This is a genomic window from Flavobacterium sp., assembly GCF_043778725.1.
Classification (GTDB): domain Bacteria; phylum Bacteroidota; class Bacteroidia; order Flavobacteriales; family Flavobacteriaceae; genus Flavobacterium.
This window is the reverse complement of the sequence record NZ_JAYWFT010000191.1, coordinates 1-19,987: the sequence shown is the minus strand read 5'-3', so window position 1 is coordinate 19,987 and position 19,987 is coordinate 1. Positions and strand designations below refer to the sequence as shown.

Below are 19,987 nucleotides of genomic sequence, written 5' to 3'. Positions count from 1 at the left end.
AATAATTCTCCAATAGGTTTTGTTCCAACTATGGGCGCTTTGCATGATGGTCATTTATCTTTATTAAAAAAATCTATAGATAATAATGCCATTACAGTGATTAGCGTCTTTGTAAACCCTACTCAATTTAATAATCTAGAAGATTTAAAAAAATATCCAAGAACATTAGAATCCGATGTTAAAAAAATAGAAACTGTATCAAGTGATATAATTGTTTACGCTCCAACCGTTGACGATATTTATGAAGGAAATACAAAATCGGAACACTATGATTTTGACGGTCTAGAAAATCAAATGGAAGGAAAATTTCGTCCTGGACATTTTGACGGAGTTGGAACGGTTGTAAAACGATTGTTTGAAATTGTAAAACCAACAAATGCTTATTTTGGAGAAAAAGATTTTCAACAATTACAAATTGTAAAAAAATTGGTTGAAAAAGAAAAAATTTCAGTAAACATAATAGGTTGCGAGATTTTTAGAGAGCAAAACGGACTTGCAATGAGTTCTAGAAATGAACGCCTTTCTAGTCAAGAACGCAAAGAAGCTGCAGTAATTTATAAAACAATAAGTAGAGCTAAAACACTTTTTGGCACGAAATCTGCTAAAATAGTTTCTGAATTTGTGAAAGAATCATTTCAAAAAAATCCATTATTTGAATTGGAATATTTTGAAATTGCTGATGAAGCATCCTTGTTACCGTGCATTAAAAAAAGTAAAAGCAAGAAATACCGTGCTTTTATAGCTGTTTTTGCAAACAAAGTAAGATTGATTGATACAATTTCGTTTTAAATAAAAAAAATTAATTTAACTTTGCCCCATGCAAATTCAAGTTGTAAAATCAAAAATTCATCGCGTTAAAGTAACTGGCGCAGATTTAAATTATATCGGTAGTATTACTATTGATGAAGCTCTTATGGATGCTTCCAACCTTATTGAAGGTGAAAAAGTTGCTATCGTAAACATCAATAATGGTGAACGCTTTGAAACTTATGCTATAAAAGGCGCAAGAAATTCGGGCGAAATTACCCTTAATGGTCCAGCTGCTCGAAAAGTGCATGCAGGCGATATTATCATCATTATTTCGTATGCTACTTTAGATTTTGAAGAAGCAAAAACCTTCAAACCTTGGCTCGTTTTCCCTAATGAAAATGACAATTCATTGAAATAACATTTTGAAAAAGCACATCAGTAAATGGTTGTCAATAGCAATTCCTATTCTACTAGGAGTTGGCATCATTGTTTATCAATACAACAAATTTACCGAAGCGCAAATCAATGAAATTGTAGGTTATTTTAAAAATGCCGATTACTTTTATGTTGTTTTAGCAGTCTTCATTGGCTTTATTGGAAACGCAATAAGAGCTTACCGATGGAAATATATGCTTGATCATTTGGGCTACGCATCTTCTTTTCAGAATAATTTTATGGCCGTAAATATTGGCTATTTATTAAATCTAACGGTACCCAAATCTGGTGAAATTTCTAGAGCATTAATTGTAAAAAAATATAATAATATTCCGTTTGACAAAGGTTTCGGAACCATAGTCGCCGAGAGAATTATAGACATGTTTTTCTTATTATTCTTCATGTTACTATCTGTAATACTTCAGTTTAAGATTGTAAAAGCATTTATTCTTGATAAAATTCCGTTGCATTTAATTGCGCTTCTTTCTGTAATAGGAATCATTTTACTTATAGTATTTATTTTGATTTACAACTATTCTAAACTAAAAATAGTTGCTCTTTTTAAAGAAAAAATATCGGGACTAAAAGAAGGTTTATTGAGTATTTTTCACATGAAAGAAAAATGGAAATACTTTTTTCAAACAATATTAATTTGGACCTCTTATTTAATCACCTATTTTGTAGCCACTAAAGTAATTCCCGAAACTTCAGAACTTACTATGCGCGCAATCATAACATGCTTCGTTGTAGGAAGTATTGCCATAGCATTTACCAATAGCGGATTTGGAGCTTATCCTTTTTTAACCTCCAAAGTTTTACTATTTTATGCCATTGCAGAACCTGCAGGAACAGCTTTTGGATGGATCATATGGACATCACAAATGCTACTAGTTTTGATTTTAGGATTGTTGTCATTTTTACTGCTTCCTATCTTAAATAGAAAATAATTTATTATATTGCTTGTTTTTAGATTGTCTATTAGTCATTCAAAAACAAACATTATATGAAAAAATTAGTTTTATTATTGGTTATCGCTGTGAGTTGTAATGGATTTGCACAAAAAATGAAAGATAGTATTTTATCTAAAAAACTCGACAAATACCGTCAATTGTCTGTTTCACTCCCTAAATCATACAATAAAGATTCTAAAAAAACTTACCCATTATTATTTTTGCTAGATGGCGATTACCTATTTGAACCTTTTCAAGGCGCAATAAGTTATGGCAATTATTGGGACGATTTGCCAGAAGTAATTATAGTTGGACTGGATCAAAATAAAGATAATGAACGAACTGACGATTGCACCTTTGACCAAAGCACCGGTTTACCAGAAGGAAAAGGCGAAAGCTTTTTCGAATTTATTGGTGGTGAACTACTTCCTTTTTTGCAAAACAAATACAGAATATCACCATTTAAAATAATTGCCGGACATGACGTAACTGCTGGTTACATGAATTTATTTTTATACAAAGACAATCCATTATTTAACGCCTATATCTCACTTAGTCCTGAACTTGCAACAGAAATGGAAGTTCGAGTTGCAGAACGATTAGCCACTTTTAAACAAAATATCTTTTACTATCAATCATCTGCTGATGGAGATATTAAAAAAATGAGGACAAAAATTACAACTTTAGACGAAAATATTAAAGCAGTTACTAACCCAAGTCTAAATTACAAATACGACGATTTTAAAGGCGCATCGCATTATTCGCTAGTTTTATACTCAATTCCAAGCGCATTATATCAATTTTTTGCTTCCTACCAACCTATTTCAACTTCAGAATTTCAAGAAAAAATTGTTAAATTAGAATCGGGTTATGTAGATTATCTAAAAAACAAATATGATGTTTTAGAAAAAGCATTGGGCATCAAAATGAGCATTCGTTTAAATGATTTTAAAGCCATTGAAGCCGCAATTTTAAAGAATAAAGCCTATGGAGAATTTGAACAATTAGCGCAACTTTCTCGTAAAATGTACCCTAAATCTATGCTTGGCGATTACCATATGGCAATGTATTATGAAAATACAGGCGACATTAAAAATGCTGTAAAATATTATCAAAATGGTTTTCAAATGCAAGAAATTGGCGATTTAACTAAAGACATGATGCTTGGTAAAGCCGATGAACTTAGAGGTCAAATTAAAAAGAAATAATGGCAAAAATTAAAACTTCCTTCTTTTGTCAAAATTGTGGTGCTCAATATGCCAAATGGCAAGGACAATGCAATTCATGCAAAGAATGGAATACTATTGTTGAAGAAGTAATTCAAAAAGAAGAAAAAACCAGTTGGAAAGCTACAACATCAGAAGTTAAAAAAGCATCCAAACCATTAAAAATTGCCGAAATTGATTCGGCACAAGAGGTTCGAATGGACACTGTTGATGGTGAACTAAACCGTGTACTTGGTGGCGGAATTGTACCTGGCTCATTAATCCTTCTTGGAGGCGAACCTGGAATAGGAAAAAGTACTTTATTGCTTCAAATTTCATTAAAACTACCTTATAAAACGTTATATGTTTCGGGCGAAGAAAGTCAGAAACAGATAAAAATGCGTGCCGAAAGAATTACTCCAAACGGCGACAATTGTTATATTCTTACCGAAACCAAAACCCAAAATATTTTTCGCCAAATTCAAGAAATTGAACCCGAAATCGTCATCATAGATTCTATTCAAACACTTCATACCGATTATATTGAATCGTCGCCGGGAAGTATTTCTCAAATTAGAGAATGTACCGCCGAACTAATAAAATTTGCCAAAGAAAGTAATGTTCCAGTAATTCTTATTGGACATATTACCAAAGACGGAAGCATAGCTGGACCAAAAATTCTAGAGCACATGGTTGATACCGTACTACAATTTGAAGGCGATAGAAATCACGTTTATAGAATATTGCGAAGTTTAAAAAACAGATTTGGATCTACTGCCGAACTTGGAATTTACGAAATGTTAGGCTCTGGATTGAGAGAAGTTTCCAATCCGTCAGAAATTTTACTTTCGCACCGAGAAGAACAATTATCTGGAACTGCAATTGCCTCAACACTAGAAGGAATGCGTCCGTTGATGATAGAAATTCAAGCCTTAGTTTCGACCGCAGTTTATGGAACACCACAACGAAGTACTACAGGATACAATGCCAAACGACTCAATATGTTACTGGCAGTTCTAGAAAAAAGAGCCGGTTTTAGATTGGGTACAAAAGACGTTTTCTTGAATGTAACTGGCGGAATCTCTGTTGATGATCCAGCGATTGATTTGGCTGTTGTAGCTGCCATTTTATCATCTAACGAGGATATTGCTGTTAATAAAGACGTTTGCTTTGCTGGCGAAGTCGGACTTTCGGGCGAAATTCGACCAGTAAATCGTGTGGAACAACGCATTCAAGAAGCAGAAAAACTAGGTTTTGCCACTATTTATGTATCTAAATATAACAAAATAGCTAGCAAATATCCAGGAATTAAGATTATTATGGTTTCTAAAATTGAAGAAGTTGTAGAAAACCTATTCGGATAATAATTTGATTGGCATAACGTTATCTTTAAAAATTATTTTATGAAAGCAAAAATTATTTTCTCTTATTTAGTGATTTTTATGCTACTGTCTTGCAATTCATCTTCTGTTTATAGCAAATTTGATTCGTTATCAGAAAGTAACCAATGGAAACAATCTGATGTAAAAATATATGAATTTACAATTGATGATGAAGCACAATTGTATGATGTTGTTTTCAAATTTAGTCATGTTTATGATTATCAATTTGCGAGTGTTCCAATAGATTTTACGATTGAAAATCCAGCTGGTGAAAAAGAAAAAATCAGTATAGATTTAAAAATAAAAGATGCTTCAGGAAAAGAACTTGGCGATTGCTCTGGAGACATTTGCGACTTATCTTTAACAATAAAAAACAAAGCAAAACTCCAAAAAGGAAAATACAGTATCGCAATAAAAAACAACTTCAAAGGTATTTATCTACCCAATGTAATCGGACTTGGACTTGATGTTGATAAAACAAAATGAGAACCAAAAAGCAAAATTTCTTTCTTTTCTTAAAACTAGTTCTCTTGGTTATTCTACTTGGAGTACTCCTTTTTTTTGCTTTTAGAAATACCATTTTAGAAAGCGCCATAACCAAAATTGACAACAAACTCAACCGCGAATATCAGTGTAGATTTCAGGTGAAAAGTGCTAAATTTCATGGGGTATCCGATTTAGAATTTGAAGAAATTACACTTATTCCAAAAAAAGCAGACACCTTAGTTTCTATTGAAAATCTAAAAACTACGGTTAATTTTTGGGAATTGCTTTTCGGAAACATTCAACTAGGAAAACTAGAAATCAATAAAGGTTTTATTCAATTAGTAAAAAACAAAAACGGAAGCAATTTTGATGCTTTTATCAAACATAAAAGTAACGAAAAAAGCAACGAACAAGCCAATTATGCGAAGCTTGCCTATAGAATTCTTTCTAAAACGCTAAACTTAATTCCTACCAACATGAATGTAAAAGGTTTTGCATTCAAGGTGGACGATATGGGCAACAAAGTGCTGTTTGACTTTAAACAATTAGCGCTAGAAAACAAAAAACTCACCTCACTTATTAACGTAACGTCGGATGATTTTACGCAAGATTGGAACATCACTGGATTTGCCGATCCAAGAGACAGAAAGGCCGATTTAAACTTCTCTAGTTCAAAAAATGACAGCATCAGAATTCCCTATTTAGAGAAAAAAATCAATCTGAAAACAAGTTTTAAAACCATTCATTTCAATTTAGAAAATCTGGAAATGAGTGGTGGCGAATTGCATATTGGTGGCTATACTTCTATCCAAAATCTTAAAATAAATCATGCTAAAATTGCTAAAAATGACGTTTTTATTAAAAATGCACGTTTCGATTACCAATTTGTTCTAGGCTCAAGGTTTATAGCTCTTGACAGCACTTCTAGTGTTCAAATTAACGCTATAAAATGCAAACCATATATTGCTTACACTAACGATATCGACAAAATTTATACCTTAAAATTGAGCATCCCAAAAATGAAAGCGCAAGATTTTATTACTTCACTACCAAATGGTTTATTCGATCATTTTGCAGGAATGGAAGCGCAAGGAAATTTTGGCTATACTCTAAATTTTGAATTCAATAAAAGCAAACCTGATAATGTAGTTTTTGAAAGCAATCTGAAACCCGAAAACCTAAAAATAACAAAATACGGCGAAGCAAATTTGAATAAAATAAATTCAGAATTTACGTATCGTGCCATAGACAAAGGTGTTGAGCAACGTCCGATTGTTGTTGGAAGTTCCAATGCTAATTTTACTCCTATGAGCGAAATTTCACTTTATCTTCAAAAATGCGTTTTAACTAGCGAAGATCCATCGTTTTTTAATCACCGCGGATTTATAAACGAAGCCTTCAAACAATCGATTGCCAAGAATATTAAAACCAAGAAATTCTCTCGTGGCGCAAGCACAATAAGCATGCAATTGGTAAAAAATGTTTTTCTAACTCGAGAAAAAACATTGTCGCGAAAACTAGAAGAAATTCTATTGGTTTACATTTTAGAAAATAATAAAATTGCTACTAAAGAACGCATGCTTGAGGTTTATTTTAACATTATCGAATGGGGTCCAAATGTGTATGGAATTGGCGAAGCATCCCATTTTTATTTTCAAAAAAGACCTTCCGATTTAAACCTGAAAGAGTGTTTGTTTCTAGCTACCATAATTCCAAAACCTAAAGGATTTATGTACCGATTTGATTCGGAAAACAAATTAAAATCCTTTGCCAATCAACAAGAAAATTTCTTAACTAGATTGATGCTACGACGCAATTTAATTACTGCAATCGATACTGTTGGACAAAATACTCCGATGTTGATTTCTGGTGCGGCACAATTTTTTCTAAATAACAAAACTATAATTAAGACAGAAGTAGATACGACAGCAACAGACAATTTTAATTTCTAAAAAAAATCATACTCATCCCAACCTTTTTACAAAAATTGTCCTCTATATATAAAAACACTCTCATGAAAAAGCTATTATTTATATTTTCTATACTTTCTTTTTACGCTTTTAACAGTAAAGAAGTTGCTGCTGTACCACAAACCAATGCATTACTTTATGCCGATGTCATCTTTTTGGGACAAGTAATAAAGTCCGATTCATTGGGATTTTATGTTAGAGTTGACGAAGAGATTTGCAATAATACAACTGATAAATTGTTATTTAAGAAAAAAGAAATCTATGTTTCGCATGATATTCGTAAAAGAACGAGATATTCTTATGGCGCACCAAGAAAAGAAATTCAGATGATTTTTACTTTAAAATATGACGCTAAAACAAAAACTATAAAACCATTTTACTATAGTTTCGGATTGGAAGTTGTAGCCAAAGAAAATAATTCTTGTTATGTTTATGGTGGAACAAAAGGAATGTTTGTATCCAATAAAGAAACAATAAAAGGAATCAAATTATTTAAATCTTGTTATCATAACTTACAAGGTGTTTGGGATCATGAATTTCTAAAAAGTAAAATTTCTGATGTCGAAATTAAAAAAGCTAAAGAGTCAAATGCTGCTGCTAAAATTTGGATAGACGAAATAGAAACGCGCAATAGTTATTACAAAAACTTAAAAAAATAAATCATGAAAAAAACACTTATACTTCTCGTTTCGTTTTCGTTATTTTCGTTTACTCTTTTTAAAATGGCACCTATTCCTCAGTATCAAAATGTACTTTATGCCGATGTTATTTTTCACGGAAAAATTAGTAAAGTAGATTCGCTTGGGTTTTCGGTAAAAATAAGTGAAGCAGTATTAAACACTTCGTCTAATGCAAAATTATTGAAGCAAAAGGAAATTTATATTCCTAACGACATGACCAAAAGGAAACCAGGTCGTTACTCCTATGGACCAATTCCGAAAGTTGGCGATGTTCAAATTTTCACAATGAAATATTATGATAAAACCCAAAAACTAATTCCTATAAACAGAAATTTTGGCATACCTGTTTTTGCAGACAAAAAAGAGAGTTGTTATATTAATGGTTATGGAAACTCTAACTTGATTGATTACAAAACGGTTATCAAGGCAATAAAACTGCTTCATCAATGTTATTCTACTACTAATGGAGTTGTAAAAAGTAAAGTATCACCGGTAGAATTGCAAAAAATGGAGGCTAAGAATACTGCTTTAAGACTTTGGATTGAAACAATTGAACAGCGCAATGGCAATCTAAAAAAATAATAAAATTTCAAATTTAATCCTTTCCTATTATGAACAAACTATTTTTGGCAATAACAGTTTTAATAACGAGTATTGGCTTTGCTCAAAAACCAATTTTTGCCACAGCCAAAGTAAAAGCTGCAACGGTTTATTTCAATGCAGCCGAGTTGCAACAAACCACTACGATCAATCTTCCTGTTGGAACAAGCGAAATTGTTATCAAGAATGTTGCTGATTATTTAAATGAAAATACGGTTCAAATTGGCGCACCGAGTTCGGTTACCGTTTTATCGGTTCAGTTTACACAAAATTATATTTCAGAATATGAAATTGACGAAAGTAATCCTGCTATAAAAAAAGTGCGTGATAGCATAACTTTGGTTCAAAAAGACATCAAGAAAGTACAAATTGACGTTTATTCGCACCAACAGACTATTGCTCTTTTAGACCAAAATCAAACGGTTGCCGGAACCAATTCGGGATTGAATGTAGCCGAATTAATGAAACTAGTTGACTATTACAAAGCCAAAAGAACAGAACTAGACAATGCCGTTGTGTCACTTCAAGAAAAAGAAGCAAAATTTACCAAAAAACTAAAAGATTTAAACGAGAAATTAATAATCAATACCCAAAAAGAAGATAAAACTTCTAAAGGAAAGTTGGTTATTCAAGTAATGAATGAAATTGCTGGAAACGTCAATTTAGACATTAATTACATCACCAATTCGGCAACATGGAATCCATTTTATGATTTGCGTGTCGATAATGTAAAAGATCCAATAAACATGATGTACAAAGCACAAGTAACTCAAAACTCAGGCATCGATTGGAAAAAAGTAAAACTAACATTGTCAAGCGGAAATCCAAATCAGAACAATCAAGCACCTTTGCTTAGTTCTTGGTTTTTGAGGTATCAAGAGTATTCTGTAGGATATGGAAGTGGAAGTGGAAGTGGAAGTGGATTTGCTAATGTCTATTCAAATCAAATTCAAGGCAGAAAAGAAAAATCAAATAGTTACAAATATGCAGACACGACAGCAAGCTATGGATTGGATGAATTTGATGATAATTCTATCTCAAATTACACATCCATCAACGAAAACCAACTAAACGTCTCGTTTGACATTGATATTCCTTATGATATTTTATCCAACGGAAAAGCACATTCTGTAGCGTTGAAAGAAATAAAATTACCTGCAACTTACAAATATTATGCTGCGCCAAGAGTAGATAAAGAAGCGTTTTTATTGGCTGAAATTAATGACTATTCCAAATACAATTTATTGCCTGGTGAAGCCAATATTATTTTTGAAGGATTGTACGTTGGCAAAACAAACATCAACCCAAATCAAACTGCTGATACTTTAAATTTAAGTATGGGAAGAGATAAAAAAATCTCAATCAAACGCGAAAAAGTAGTCGATAAATCGGGAACCAAATTCTTGTCTTCTTACAAAGAACAAACCTTTACTTTCGATTTAACTGTTAGAAACAATAAGAAAGAAGAGATTTTAATGATTCTAAAAGATCAATATCCGTTGAGCAGCGATAAAGAAGTTACCATAGAATTACTAGACGATGGAAAAGCAAAAGTAAACTCTGAAACCGGAATTTTAACTTGGGAATTGAAACTCGCACCAAACGAAACCAAGAAAATAAGAATTAGTTACAAAGTAAAATATCCAAAAGACAAAGTGATTGATAATCTATAAATGAATAAAAAAGCATTCTAAAATCTAATAAATTTTAGGATGCTTTTTTCTTTAACTAATTATAAATGAGAATGTTTTAAATATTTCCTTATCTTTACATTATACTAAATTCAACTGCTATGAAAAACTATTTACTTTTAGGATTTTACTTATTTACATTAATAGGATTTTCTCAGACTATAGGCTTACAATCATTTGCAACAGGTTTTAATCTTCCTTTAGAAATTGCCCATACTAACGACAACCGCTTATTTGTGCTTGAGAAAGATGGATTAATCAAAATTTTAAATACTAATGGAACGGTTAATCCAACACCATTTTTAAATCTTTCTGCAATTGTTACTACAGATAGCGAACGAGGTTTACTAGGAATGGCTTTTCATCCAAATTATGCAACCAACGGATATTTTTTTGTTAATTATACCAATTTATCAGGAAATACAACCATTGCAAGATATTCTGTTTCACCAACAAATCCTGATATTGCTAACACAACAGGAACTGTATTAATGACCGTTGCGCAACCTTTTACTAACCACAATGGCGGCAGTATAAAATTTGGTCCAGATGGATATTTATACATTGGTATGGGCGATGGCGGAAGTGCTGGTGATCCTGGAAATAGAGCGCAAAACATCAATGAAAATCTTGGTAAAATGCTTCGTATAGATGTAAATGTTGCCGTTGCACCTTATTATTCAAGTCCGCCAACCAATCCGTTTGTTGGTACAGCAGGAAATGATGAAATATGGGCAATTGGAATGCGAAATCCATGGAAATTTTCATTCAATAGATTAAACGGCGATTTATGGATTGCCGATGTCGGTCAAGGTGCAATTGAAGAAATAGATAAAGTTACAAATCCGCTACCAACAGGATTAAATTTTGGATGGCGATGCTACGAAGGAAATGCAACTTACAACACAACTGGATGTGCTTCAATGACAACAATGACATTTCCTATAGCACAATACTCTCATTCTGGTGGTGGATGTTCTATAACTGGTGGTTATTTCTATACCGGAACAATGTATCCAAATTTTCAAAATAAATATTTTTTTACCGATTATTGTAGTGATAAAATTGGAACCCTCAATTCCTTAGGAACGATTACTTATACTGCAGCTTTTGCCAACAATAATTTTGCTACTTTTGGAGAAGATAATACAGGCGAATTATATGTTGCAGGAGTTTCATCGGGTACAATTTTTAAGATTATTGATACTTCTTTAAACGCATCTGAATTTGAAAAAAATGGCTTTTCTTTGTATCCAAATCCTGCCAAAGATGTGTTTTCAATAAAAACCTCAACTACAGATTTTGCAACAAATGTAGAAGTACATGATTTATCTGGAAAACTGCTTTTGTCTAGAAAACTAGAAAATTCACAAGAAAACACCATTGCTATTGCGTCTCTTTCTAGCGGAATTTACTTAGTTTGGATTGAAACATCAAATGGTAAGAGCTATAACACCAAATTAGTTATCGAATAAAATAGCATGAAGCAACCCATTATTGTAACAAAAATTACTACAAACGAGGAAGGAATTTCTATCTTTTCGAAAAATAATTTTGATGTGAATAAACGTGGCGGCATGTTTTTAACCGATCAAATTGCTGCTAAAAATTTTCGCCTTAGAAGAAGTGATGTTGGTTATTCCACTCAATTTCATTTGGCTGGCGATGCAACATTTATCATAATTTTAAAAGGCAGCTTAAAAATTGAACTACAAAATGGTGATTTCATAATTTTTAATGTCGGAGAATCTTTTACGGCAGAAGATAATTTGCCAGAATCAATAACATTTAACGATAAAATTCATGGACATAAAGCGAGTGTTATTGGTGACGAACCACTTGAAGCAATTCATATTAAATTGTAAAGTACATTTTATCATTTCGACGAAGGAGAAATCACACAAGCTATTTACTTTATGCGATTTCTCCTTCATCGAAATGACAAAACCAACACTTTAAAAAACTAAGGCGCAGGATTTGGAATTAACTCCTGAATTTTTTCAATTTCTATTAAAATTTCATTTGACAGAACGGCATTAAAAGCATCAATATTCTCTTTCAATTGCTCTAAAGTTGTAGCACCAATAATAGTTGACATTACAAAGTTTCTTTGGTTTACAAACGCCAATGCCATTTGAGAAATTGTCAATCCATTTGCCTCGGCCAATTCTTTATATAATCGTGTTGCTTTGGTCGCATTTTCGCCGATATATCTTGTGAATTGTGGGAATTTTGCCATTCGGTAATCTGGGTTTGTTCCGTTTAAATATTTGCCCGAAAGCACTCCAAATCCAAGCGGAGAATACGCCAATAATCCAACGTTTTCTCGGATACAAATTTCAGACAAACCAACTTCAAAAAGACGGTTTAAAAGAGAATACGGATTTTGAATTGTTGCAATTCGAGGTAAATTATGCTTTTCGCTTTCTTGTAAAAAACGCATTACACCAAACGGATTTTCGTTAGAAACACCAATGCTTTTTATTTTTCCATCTTTAATCAATCCATCATAAATAGATAAAACTTCGAAGAAATTATCTTGCCATTTGGTGTCAATTTCTACTAAACCGCGTTGTCCAAACATGTTCATTACGCGTTCTGGCCAATGCATTTGATACAAATCGATGTACTCTGTTTGAAGATTTTTTAAACTCAATTCAACCGCATCATGAATGTTCTTTTTAGAAAAATTTAACGGTTGTCTGATGTATTCCATACCGCGATTTGGACCAGCAATTTTGGTTGCCACAACAATTTTTTCTCTTTTGGATGCTCCAATTTTGTTAAGCCACGTTCCAATATGACGTTCGGTACTTCCAAAAATTTGAGCATTTCCACCAATAGGATACATCTCGGCAGTATCAAGAAAATTAATTCCTCTTTCTACAGCATAATCCAGTTGTGAATGTGCTTCGGCTTCAGAATTCTGATTCCCAAAAGTCATTGTTCCTAAGCAAATGCTACTAATTTTTATATTGGTATTTGGAAGCGTAGTATATTTCATGTTGACAAATTAAATTTAGAATTGCAAAAATACAGTATCATAAATGAATTTAATAGTAACGATTGTTAAACAAAATAAAAATTATAAAAAAAGAGCCGATCACTAGACCGACTCTTAAGAATAACCAACTTCTTATTTCCAACCGCCACCAAGATTTCGGTATATGTGAACTGTGGCGTTTAGCTGTTCTTTTTTAGTTTCAATCAATTCTAGTTTAGATTCAAGTGCATCGCGTTGTGTCATCAATACTTCAAAATAGTCAACACGAGCCGATTTAAACAAATCATTAGAAACATCAATTGATTTATTCAAGGCATCAACTTGTTTTGATTTCAAGTTATAGCTATTTTCTAAATTGCTAATTTTTGACAACTGCGTAGCTACTTCTAAATAAGCGTTTAAAATAGTTCGTTCATAGTTGTACAACGCTTGAAGTTGACGTGCATTGGCATTTTTATATTCTGCTTTTATGGCATTTCTGTTAATTAATGGTGCTGCTAAATCTCCTGCCAAAGAATATAATAATGATTCTGGAAGCGTAAATAAATACGATGGATTAAAAGCTTGCAATCCATAAGATGCCGAAATGTCTAGCGATGGATAAAATTCAGCACGAGCCGATTTTACATCCAACTTAGCTGCTGCAAGTTCTAGTTCTGCTTGTTTAATATCGGGACGATTTGCCAATAATTGAGACGGAATTCCAGAAGTTACACTGTTGGGCATCAAGCTTAAAAAATTGGTTTTATCTCTAGGGATTTCCTGCGGATAACGACCTAATAAAAAGTTGATTGTGTTTTCGGTTTCTTTAATTCTTTGCAAAATTTCAAACTCCATACTTTTGGACGAATATACTTCTGCTTGAAATTTTTGTACTGCAAGTTCAGTTGCTCTAGCGGCTTCTTTTTGAACTTTTACAATTTCTAAAGCATTGGTTTGCAAGTTGATATTTTGTCTAACAATTTCCAACTGACTGTCTAGAGAAACTAATTCATAATACGAATCGGCAACCTCTGCAACAAGATTGGTAATTACAAAATTTTTGCCCTCAACGGTTGCTAAATATCTGCTAACTGCAGCTTTCTTAGAATTGCGCAATTTTTTCCAAATATCAACTTCCCAATGCGCATAAGCGGCCAAAGTATAATCTTGCAACGGATCGGGAAACTCTTTTCCTGGCATAATTTCGGTAGAAGCATCACCAGCACCTTGACTAGTGTAACGTCCTACTTTTTCTACTCCGGCACCGGCTTTGACTCCAACCATTGGAAGTAGAGCGCCTTTTTTTACTCGAATATCATTTTTTGCAATTTCAATTTCTTGCAAAGTAATTAACAATTCTTGATTATTTTTTAGAGCAATATCTATCAAATCTGCAAGATTTTTATCCTTATAGAAATTTTTCCAAGGTGTAGCTGCAATTGTATTGGTATCCTTGCCGTTTACAAAAGATTCGGGCATTGCCGGACTGGCTTTTGTAGGCTCAATTGCTGGTGCTTTACAACTTACAACTGCTAGGCCTAAGCCCAGCAGAATACTAAATTTATAGTTTTTAAATTTATACATTATCATCAATTTCTTCGGTTAATGGATTTTCTTCTTCTTTTTTAACAAGCTTAATTCGCTCTGCAATTCTTGCAAATATGTAGTACAATCCAGGAATTAATAAAACCCCAAAAATTGTTCCTATAAGCATTCCTCCTGCAGCAGCAGAACCAATAGTTCTATTACCTACTTTTCCAGGACCAGAGGCGAACACCAATGGAATTAATCCGGCAATAAATGCAAAAGAAGTCATCAAAATAGGACGAAATCTTGCTGCCGAACCCTCTATTGCAGCTTGAAAAACAGTTTCTCCTGCCCGATGCTTTTGAACCGCAAATTCTACAATAAGTACGGCATTTTTTCCGAGTAATCCGATGAGCATTACCATGGCAACCTGAGCGTAAATATTATTTTCTAATCCGCAAATTTTAAGCAATAGAAAAGCTCCAAAAATTCCTGCAACAAGCGATAGAATTACCACAAATGGCAAAATAAAACTTTCATATTGAGCAGCAAGAATAAGGTAAACAAAACCTAAACAAATCAAGAAAATATAAATTGCTTCGTTACCACGACCAACTTCATCTTTGGAAATTCCAGCCCAATCAATTCCATAACCTCTCGGTAATGTTTTTTCGGCAACTTCTTGAACCGCTTTAATGGCTTCACCACTACTGAATCCTGGTGCTGATTGACCGCTTATTTCAGAAGCATTGTACATATTTTGTCTAGTAATTTCAGACAAACCATATACTTTATCCATTTTCATAAAAGCAGAAAAAGGAACCATTTCATCACGATTATTCTTTACATAAAGTTTCATAATATCTTCTGGCAAAGCTCTATACTCTGGCGAAGCCTGAACCATTACTTTATATTGACGACCAAATTTTATGAAACTAATTTCATAATTACTACCTACAAGTGTAGAAAGTGTATTGGTAGCATTTTCGATAGTTACTCCTTTTTGTTGCGCAATATCGTTATCAATATTTAGCATATATTGCGGAAAACTAGCACTATAAAAAGTAAATACTGATGCTAATTCTGGACGTTTATTAAGTTCTCTTACAAAATCATTACTCACCGTTTCCATCTTTTTATAATCTCCAGAACCAGCTTTATCTAACAAGCGCAATTCAAATCCTCCTGCGGCACCATAACCAGGAACGGCTGGCGGTTGAAAAAACTCAAGCGTTGCACCCGGAATATCTTTTGATTTTTCTTCCAGTTCATCAATAATTTCCTGAGAAGTATGTTTACGTTCGTCCCAACTTTTTAAATTGATAAGACATGTTCCCGAATTGGCTCCAGTTCCTTCTGTCAAGATTTCATAACCTGCCAATGATGAAACCGATTTTACACCTTCAATTCCTTCAGCGATTTTTTGTAATCGTTCGGAAATTTGATTTGTTCTTTCTAATGTTGAACCTGGTGGCGTTTGAATAACTGCATAAAACATCCCTTGATCTTCATTTGGAATAAATCCAGAAGGAAGACTTGCGTTTAAGAAATAAGTTCCAACACAGAAAAATAGTAACATTCCAAAAGTTACAACGCGTTTATTTACAATTAAACCTAGAAGATTTTTATATTTTCCGGCAACACCGTTGAACCAATTATTAAATCCATCTAAAATTCTATTTAATGGCGTTTTCTTTCTAGGTTTTCCGTGATTATTTTTCAACATCATGGCACAAAGTGCTGGCGTAAGTGTTAGTGCCACAACTCCAGAAAGCACAATTGACGTTGCCATTGTAATTGAAAATTGTCGGTAAAATATCCCAACAGGACCAGACATAAATGCTACAGGAATAAACACGGCAGCCATTACAAAGGTAATTGCAATAATTGCTCCGCTTACTTCGTGCATTGCTTCTTTCGTTGCTTTCATTGGTGAGAGATGCTTTTCTTCCATTTTTGCATGGACGGCTTCAATCACCACAATGGCATTATCGACGACAATTCCGATGGCTAAAACCAAAGCGAAAAGTGTGATAAGATTAAGTGTAATTCCAAAATATTGCATGAACATAAAAGTTCCAATAAGTGAAACTGGAACCGCAATTGCAGGAATTAATGTAGAACGCCAGTCGCCAAGAAATAGGAAAACTACCAATCCTACCAATAGGAAAGCTTCAACTAAAGTGTGAATTACTTTCTCTATAGAAGCGTCCAAAAATTTAGAAACGTCGTAACTAATTTCATAGTCCATTCCTTTTGGGAAAGACGTTTTTTTAATTTCTGCTAATTTTGCTTTTACATCTTTAATTACCTGTGTTGCATTACTTCCGTAAGATTGTTTTAGTACAATTGCTGCTGATGGTTTACCGTTAAGATTTGAATAAATATCATACATTGAACTTCCAAATTCTACTTTGGCTACATCTTTCAATCTAAGAATTTCACCGTCAGGATTGGCTCTTAATACAATATTTCCGTATTGTTCTTGAGTTGTAAATCGTCCAGGATATTTTAGTACATATTCAAATGATTGAGAACGTTTACCCGAACTTTCTCCTGTTTTTCCTGGTGAAGCTTCTAAACTTTGTTGTGCTAAAGCTTCCATTACTTCATCGGCAGATATTTTGTAGGCCAACATTCTATCGGGTTTTAACCAGACACGCATGGCATATTCACGATTTCCCAAAATATCTGCAACTCCAACACCATCAACGCGTTTTAATTCGGAAAGGATATTGATATCGGCATAATTAAAAAGGAATTTTTGATCGGCTTTGGGATCGGTACTGTAAAGATTGACGTACAAAAGCATGTTCGATTCTTCGCGTGTAATTTTCACACCTTCACGAACTACTAATGGTGGTAATTTATTTACGACCGAAGCCACACGATTTTGCACATTTAACGAAGCCTGATTTGGATCGGTTCCTAAATTAAATATTACTTGAATTGTTCCTTCACCGTCATTTCCGGCATCGGAAGCTATATATTTCATTCCGGGAACTCCATTTAAAGCTCTTTCTAGCGGAATAATTACCGATTTAATTAACAATTCATTATTCGCACCAGGATATGATGCGGTAACATTTACTTTGGGTGGTGATATGGATGGGAATAATGTTATTGGCAACTGAACAAGCGCCAAAACTCCCAGCAAGACAATCATCAGTGATATCACTATAGATAGCACTGGTCTTTGTATAAATTTATTAAACATTGATTTATGATTTAAGTATTACGACTATTCCGCTTTTAATTTTAAATGAGACAGTACTTCTTCTGGTTTTTGATAATCGTATTTTATTTTTTCGTCATCCTTGGCTTTTTGAACTCCTTCTAAAAGAATTTTATCATTGGCAGTAATACCACTTTCAATAACGTACAAATCGGGCATTTCACCAGTAATAGTAATTTCTCTTGACTTAACAACATTATTTTTATCTACTACAAAAACATACATTTTATCTTGAATTTCATAGGTAGCTTTCTGCGGAATTATTAATGCATTTTTAGCAGGAACAGTCATTAATACTTTACCTGTTTCTCCATTTTTTAATAATTTATCTGAATTTGGAAAACTTGCTCTAAAAGCAATATTTCCTGTTTCACTATCAAATTCACTTTCAATAACTTCTACTTTTCCTTGATATTTTAAAGGTTTTCCGTTAGCGAGCAATAAACTTACTGTGCTATTTCCTCTACCTTTTACATTGTTTTGATACTCTAAATATTCGGGTTCTGAAACATTGAAATAGGCAAACATTTTACTATTATCAGAAAGACTTGTAAGTAATTCACCCTCGTCAATAAGGCTACCTAATTTTTTGGGGATTCTATCAATAGTTCCAGCAAATGGTGCTCTAATTTCTGTAAAGGACAAATGCAGTTTTGCCAATGCAACTTCTGCTCTTGCTTGTTCTAGCTTGGCTTGGGCAATATATTGTTCACTTTTAGAGACTATATTTTTATCGGCTAGGGTTTTAGCATTCTGCAATTCTATTTCGGCAGCTTTTGCTTCGGCTTGTGCTTTTAGAAGTTCTGCCTCGTAAATTTTGGGCATAATTTTAAATAATAATTGACCCGCAGTAACATACTGTCCTTCGTCAACATAAATATTTTGTAAGAAACCTTTTTCTTGTGCTCTAATTTCGATATTTCGAACAGAACGTATTTGCGAAACATACTCCTTTGTAAACGAAGTGTCAATTACAGCAGGATTGGTTACTGTAAACTTACCTGTTTCTTCTTTTTCTTCTTTTTTAGTTGTACAACTAGCTAGGCACAACAAGGCAGTTAAGCCCATGAACATGAGTTTTTTCTTCATGGTAAAATTGGAATTTAAGCGATTGAATTATTGGAATTGAGGTTATTCCTTTAGATATAAAAATGCATCAGCACACAGAAAAATACATGAATAATTATACTCTTAAAGTAAATTATATACTTCTAAAAAACAGAAATAATCATGAAAAGCGACTGATGTTTAAGAAAATCAAATCCTTAATACCTGTTGAGTAATGTAAATAGGACATGAATTGCCTGATAATGGCAAGAAGATTTTATAACTATTAAAGAAGTTATTTAACGCTATTGAGTGCGCATGAGAAGGATATAAAGTATTAACTAAATTATATTTTCCTAGAAAGAAATTATTTTCAGTTGCGTTTTTAAGATTTCCTGCGTTATGAAATTCTTCTTCTACATCTAAACCAAGATCTTCTATTATTATTATAGTGTGATCTTCGTCTGCAAGTTTTATTTGTTTATTTTCTATAAAACTCTGATATGGGGTACTTTTAGTGTTACAATTATTTATACCCACAGCAGCATAATCCTTTCCGCCAAGCAGAAGGAAACTCATGTAGATTAAAATGGTAACTAGTCTCATAATGGCGTCAAAATTAATAAATTTTTAAAAAAGAAAAACAATGTTATAGTTAAGAAAAGTATAAACTAACGAAAACGTTGTATGTGAGGTAATTACACAAGCATTATTACTCTTTTAACCAAAACCATTAAAAAAGAAAAAGGTTCTAAGCAAAATACTTAGAACCTTTAGTTTGATTTTATTAGATAAAACGACTACAAATCGTTTAAGAGTTTAGAGATTTCATCTAGTTTGGGAGTTAAGATAATTTCAATTCTACGATTTTTAGCTTTTCCTTCTGGTGTATCGTTCGCCATTAAAGGTGCGTATTGACCACGACCTGCAGCAGTAAGATTTTCTTTTTTAACGCCTTTATTTTCTGATAGAATATTTACAATTGCAGTAGCTCTTTTAGTAGATAAATCCCAGTTGTTTTCTATTCCGCCACCAATGTTTCC

18 protein-coding genes are annotated in these 19,987 nt (G+C 33.0%); 12 read left to right on the top strand and 6 right to left on the bottom strand.

The features are described from left to right. The 12 genes from panC to ACH2CG_RS16960 form a co-directional block, all read left to right on the top strand. Positions 1–789: pantoate--beta-alanine ligase (panC, locus tag ACH2CG_RS17015; protein WP_395067395.1), on the top strand; the 789-nt coding region annotated here is incomplete at its 5' end. A 28-nt stretch (positions 790–817) separates the two neighbouring features. Beyond that, positions 818–1,168, top strand: coding sequence for an aspartate 1-decarboxylase (gene panD, locus ACH2CG_RS17010; RefSeq protein WP_395067393.1), 351 nt, complete (start codon positions 818–820; stop codon positions 1,166–1,168). Between the two features lie 4 nt (positions 1,169–1,172). After that, the gene (locus ACH2CG_RS17005; RefSeq protein ID WP_395067391.1) at positions 1,173–2,132 is read left to right on the top strand and encodes a lysylphosphatidylglycerol synthase transmembrane domain-containing protein; all 960 of its coding nucleotides are present in this window, start codon (positions 1,173–1,175) and stop codon (positions 2,130–2,132) included. A gap of 56 nt (positions 2,133–2,188) precedes the next feature. Continuing rightward, on the top strand, positions 2,189–3,343 hold the full coding sequence (locus tag ACH2CG_RS17000; protein ID WP_395067389.1) for an alpha/beta hydrolase: 1,155 nt from the start codon (positions 2,189–2,191) through the stop codon (positions 3,341–3,343). Continuing rightward, complete coding sequence (gene radA / locus ACH2CG_RS16995; protein WP_395067387.1) at positions 3,343–4,704, top strand: DNA repair protein RadA; 1,362 nt, start codon at positions 3,343–3,345, stop codon at positions 4,702–4,704. Before ACH2CG_RS17000 ends, radA begins: the two co-directional genes overlap by 1 nt. A gap of 39 nt (positions 4,705–4,743) precedes the next feature. Next, positions 4,744–5,208 carry a hypothetical protein gene (locus ACH2CG_RS16990; protein ID WP_395067385.1) on the top strand — a complete coding sequence of 155 codons (465 nt, stop codon included), beginning with the start codon at positions 4,744–4,746 and terminating at the stop codon, positions 5,206–5,208. Then, complete coding sequence (locus ACH2CG_RS16985; protein ID WP_395067383.1) at positions 5,205–7,160, top strand: transglycosylase domain-containing protein; 1,956 nt, start codon at positions 5,205–5,207, stop codon at positions 7,158–7,160. Before ACH2CG_RS16990 ends, ACH2CG_RS16985 begins: the two co-directional genes overlap by 4 nt. 62 nt (positions 7,161–7,222) lie before the next feature. Then, positions 7,223–7,837: a hypothetical protein gene (locus ACH2CG_RS16980; protein ID WP_395067381.1), complete on the top strand. Its 615-nt coding sequence runs from the start codon at positions 7,223–7,225 to the stop codon at positions 7,835–7,837. Positions 7,838–7,840: 3 nt separating this feature from the next. Then, a complete protein-coding gene (locus ACH2CG_RS16975; protein WP_395067379.1) occupies positions 7,841–8,440 on the top strand; it encodes a hypothetical protein in 600 nt (199 codons plus the stop codon). A 29-nt stretch (positions 8,441–8,469) separates the two neighbouring features. Then, positions 8,470–10,131: a DUF4139 domain-containing protein gene (locus ACH2CG_RS16970; protein ID WP_395067377.1), complete on the top strand. Its 1,662-nt coding sequence runs from the start codon at positions 8,470–8,472 to the stop codon at positions 10,129–10,131. A 119-nt stretch (positions 10,132–10,250) separates the two neighbouring features. Then, positions 10,251–11,624, top strand: a complete 1,374-nt coding sequence (locus tag ACH2CG_RS16965) for a PQQ-dependent sugar dehydrogenase (RefSeq protein ID WP_395067375.1) — start codon at positions 10,251–10,253, stop codon at positions 11,622–11,624. A gap of 6 nt (positions 11,625–11,630) precedes the next feature. After that, positions 11,631–12,014: a hypothetical protein gene (locus ACH2CG_RS16960; RefSeq protein WP_395067374.1), complete on the top strand. Its 384-nt coding sequence runs from the start codon at positions 11,631–11,633 to the stop codon at positions 12,012–12,014. A gap of 98 nt (positions 12,015–12,112) precedes the next feature. On the opposite strand, the gene ACH2CG_RS16955 is transcribed toward ACH2CG_RS16960, so the two are convergent. The 6 genes from ACH2CG_RS16955 to ACH2CG_RS16930 all read right to left on the bottom strand — a co-directional run. Beyond that, the gene (locus tag ACH2CG_RS16955; protein ID WP_395067372.1) at positions 12,113–13,153 is read right to left on the bottom strand and encodes an aldo/keto reductase; all 1,041 of its coding nucleotides are present in this window, start codon (positions 13,151–13,153) and stop codon (positions 12,113–12,115) included. A gap of 132 nt (positions 13,154–13,285) precedes the next feature. Next, the gene (locus tag ACH2CG_RS16950; protein ID WP_395067370.1) at positions 13,286–14,719 is read right to left on the bottom strand and encodes a TolC family protein; all 1,434 of its coding nucleotides are present in this window, start codon (positions 14,717–14,719) and stop codon (positions 13,286–13,288) included. After that, positions 14,712–17,879, bottom strand: a complete 3,168-nt coding sequence (locus ACH2CG_RS16945) for an efflux RND transporter permease subunit (RefSeq protein WP_395067368.1) — start codon at positions 17,877–17,879, stop codon at positions 14,712–14,714. Before ACH2CG_RS16945 ends, ACH2CG_RS16950 begins: the two co-directional genes overlap by 8 nt. A 24-nt stretch (positions 17,880–17,903) precedes the next feature. Continuing rightward, complete coding sequence (locus ACH2CG_RS16940; RefSeq protein ID WP_395067366.1) at positions 17,904–18,986, bottom strand: efflux RND transporter periplasmic adaptor subunit; 1,083 nt, start codon at positions 18,984–18,986, stop codon at positions 17,904–17,906. 168 nt (positions 18,987–19,154) lie between these two features. Next, complete coding sequence (locus ACH2CG_RS16935; RefSeq protein ID WP_395067364.1) at positions 19,155–19,550, bottom strand: hypothetical protein; 396 nt, start codon at positions 19,548–19,550, stop codon at positions 19,155–19,157. Between the two features lie 194 nt (positions 19,551–19,744). Continuing rightward, on the bottom strand, positions 19,745–19,987 hold a 243-nt coding region (locus ACH2CG_RS16930), incomplete at its 5' end, for a flagellar motor protein MotB (protein WP_395067362.1).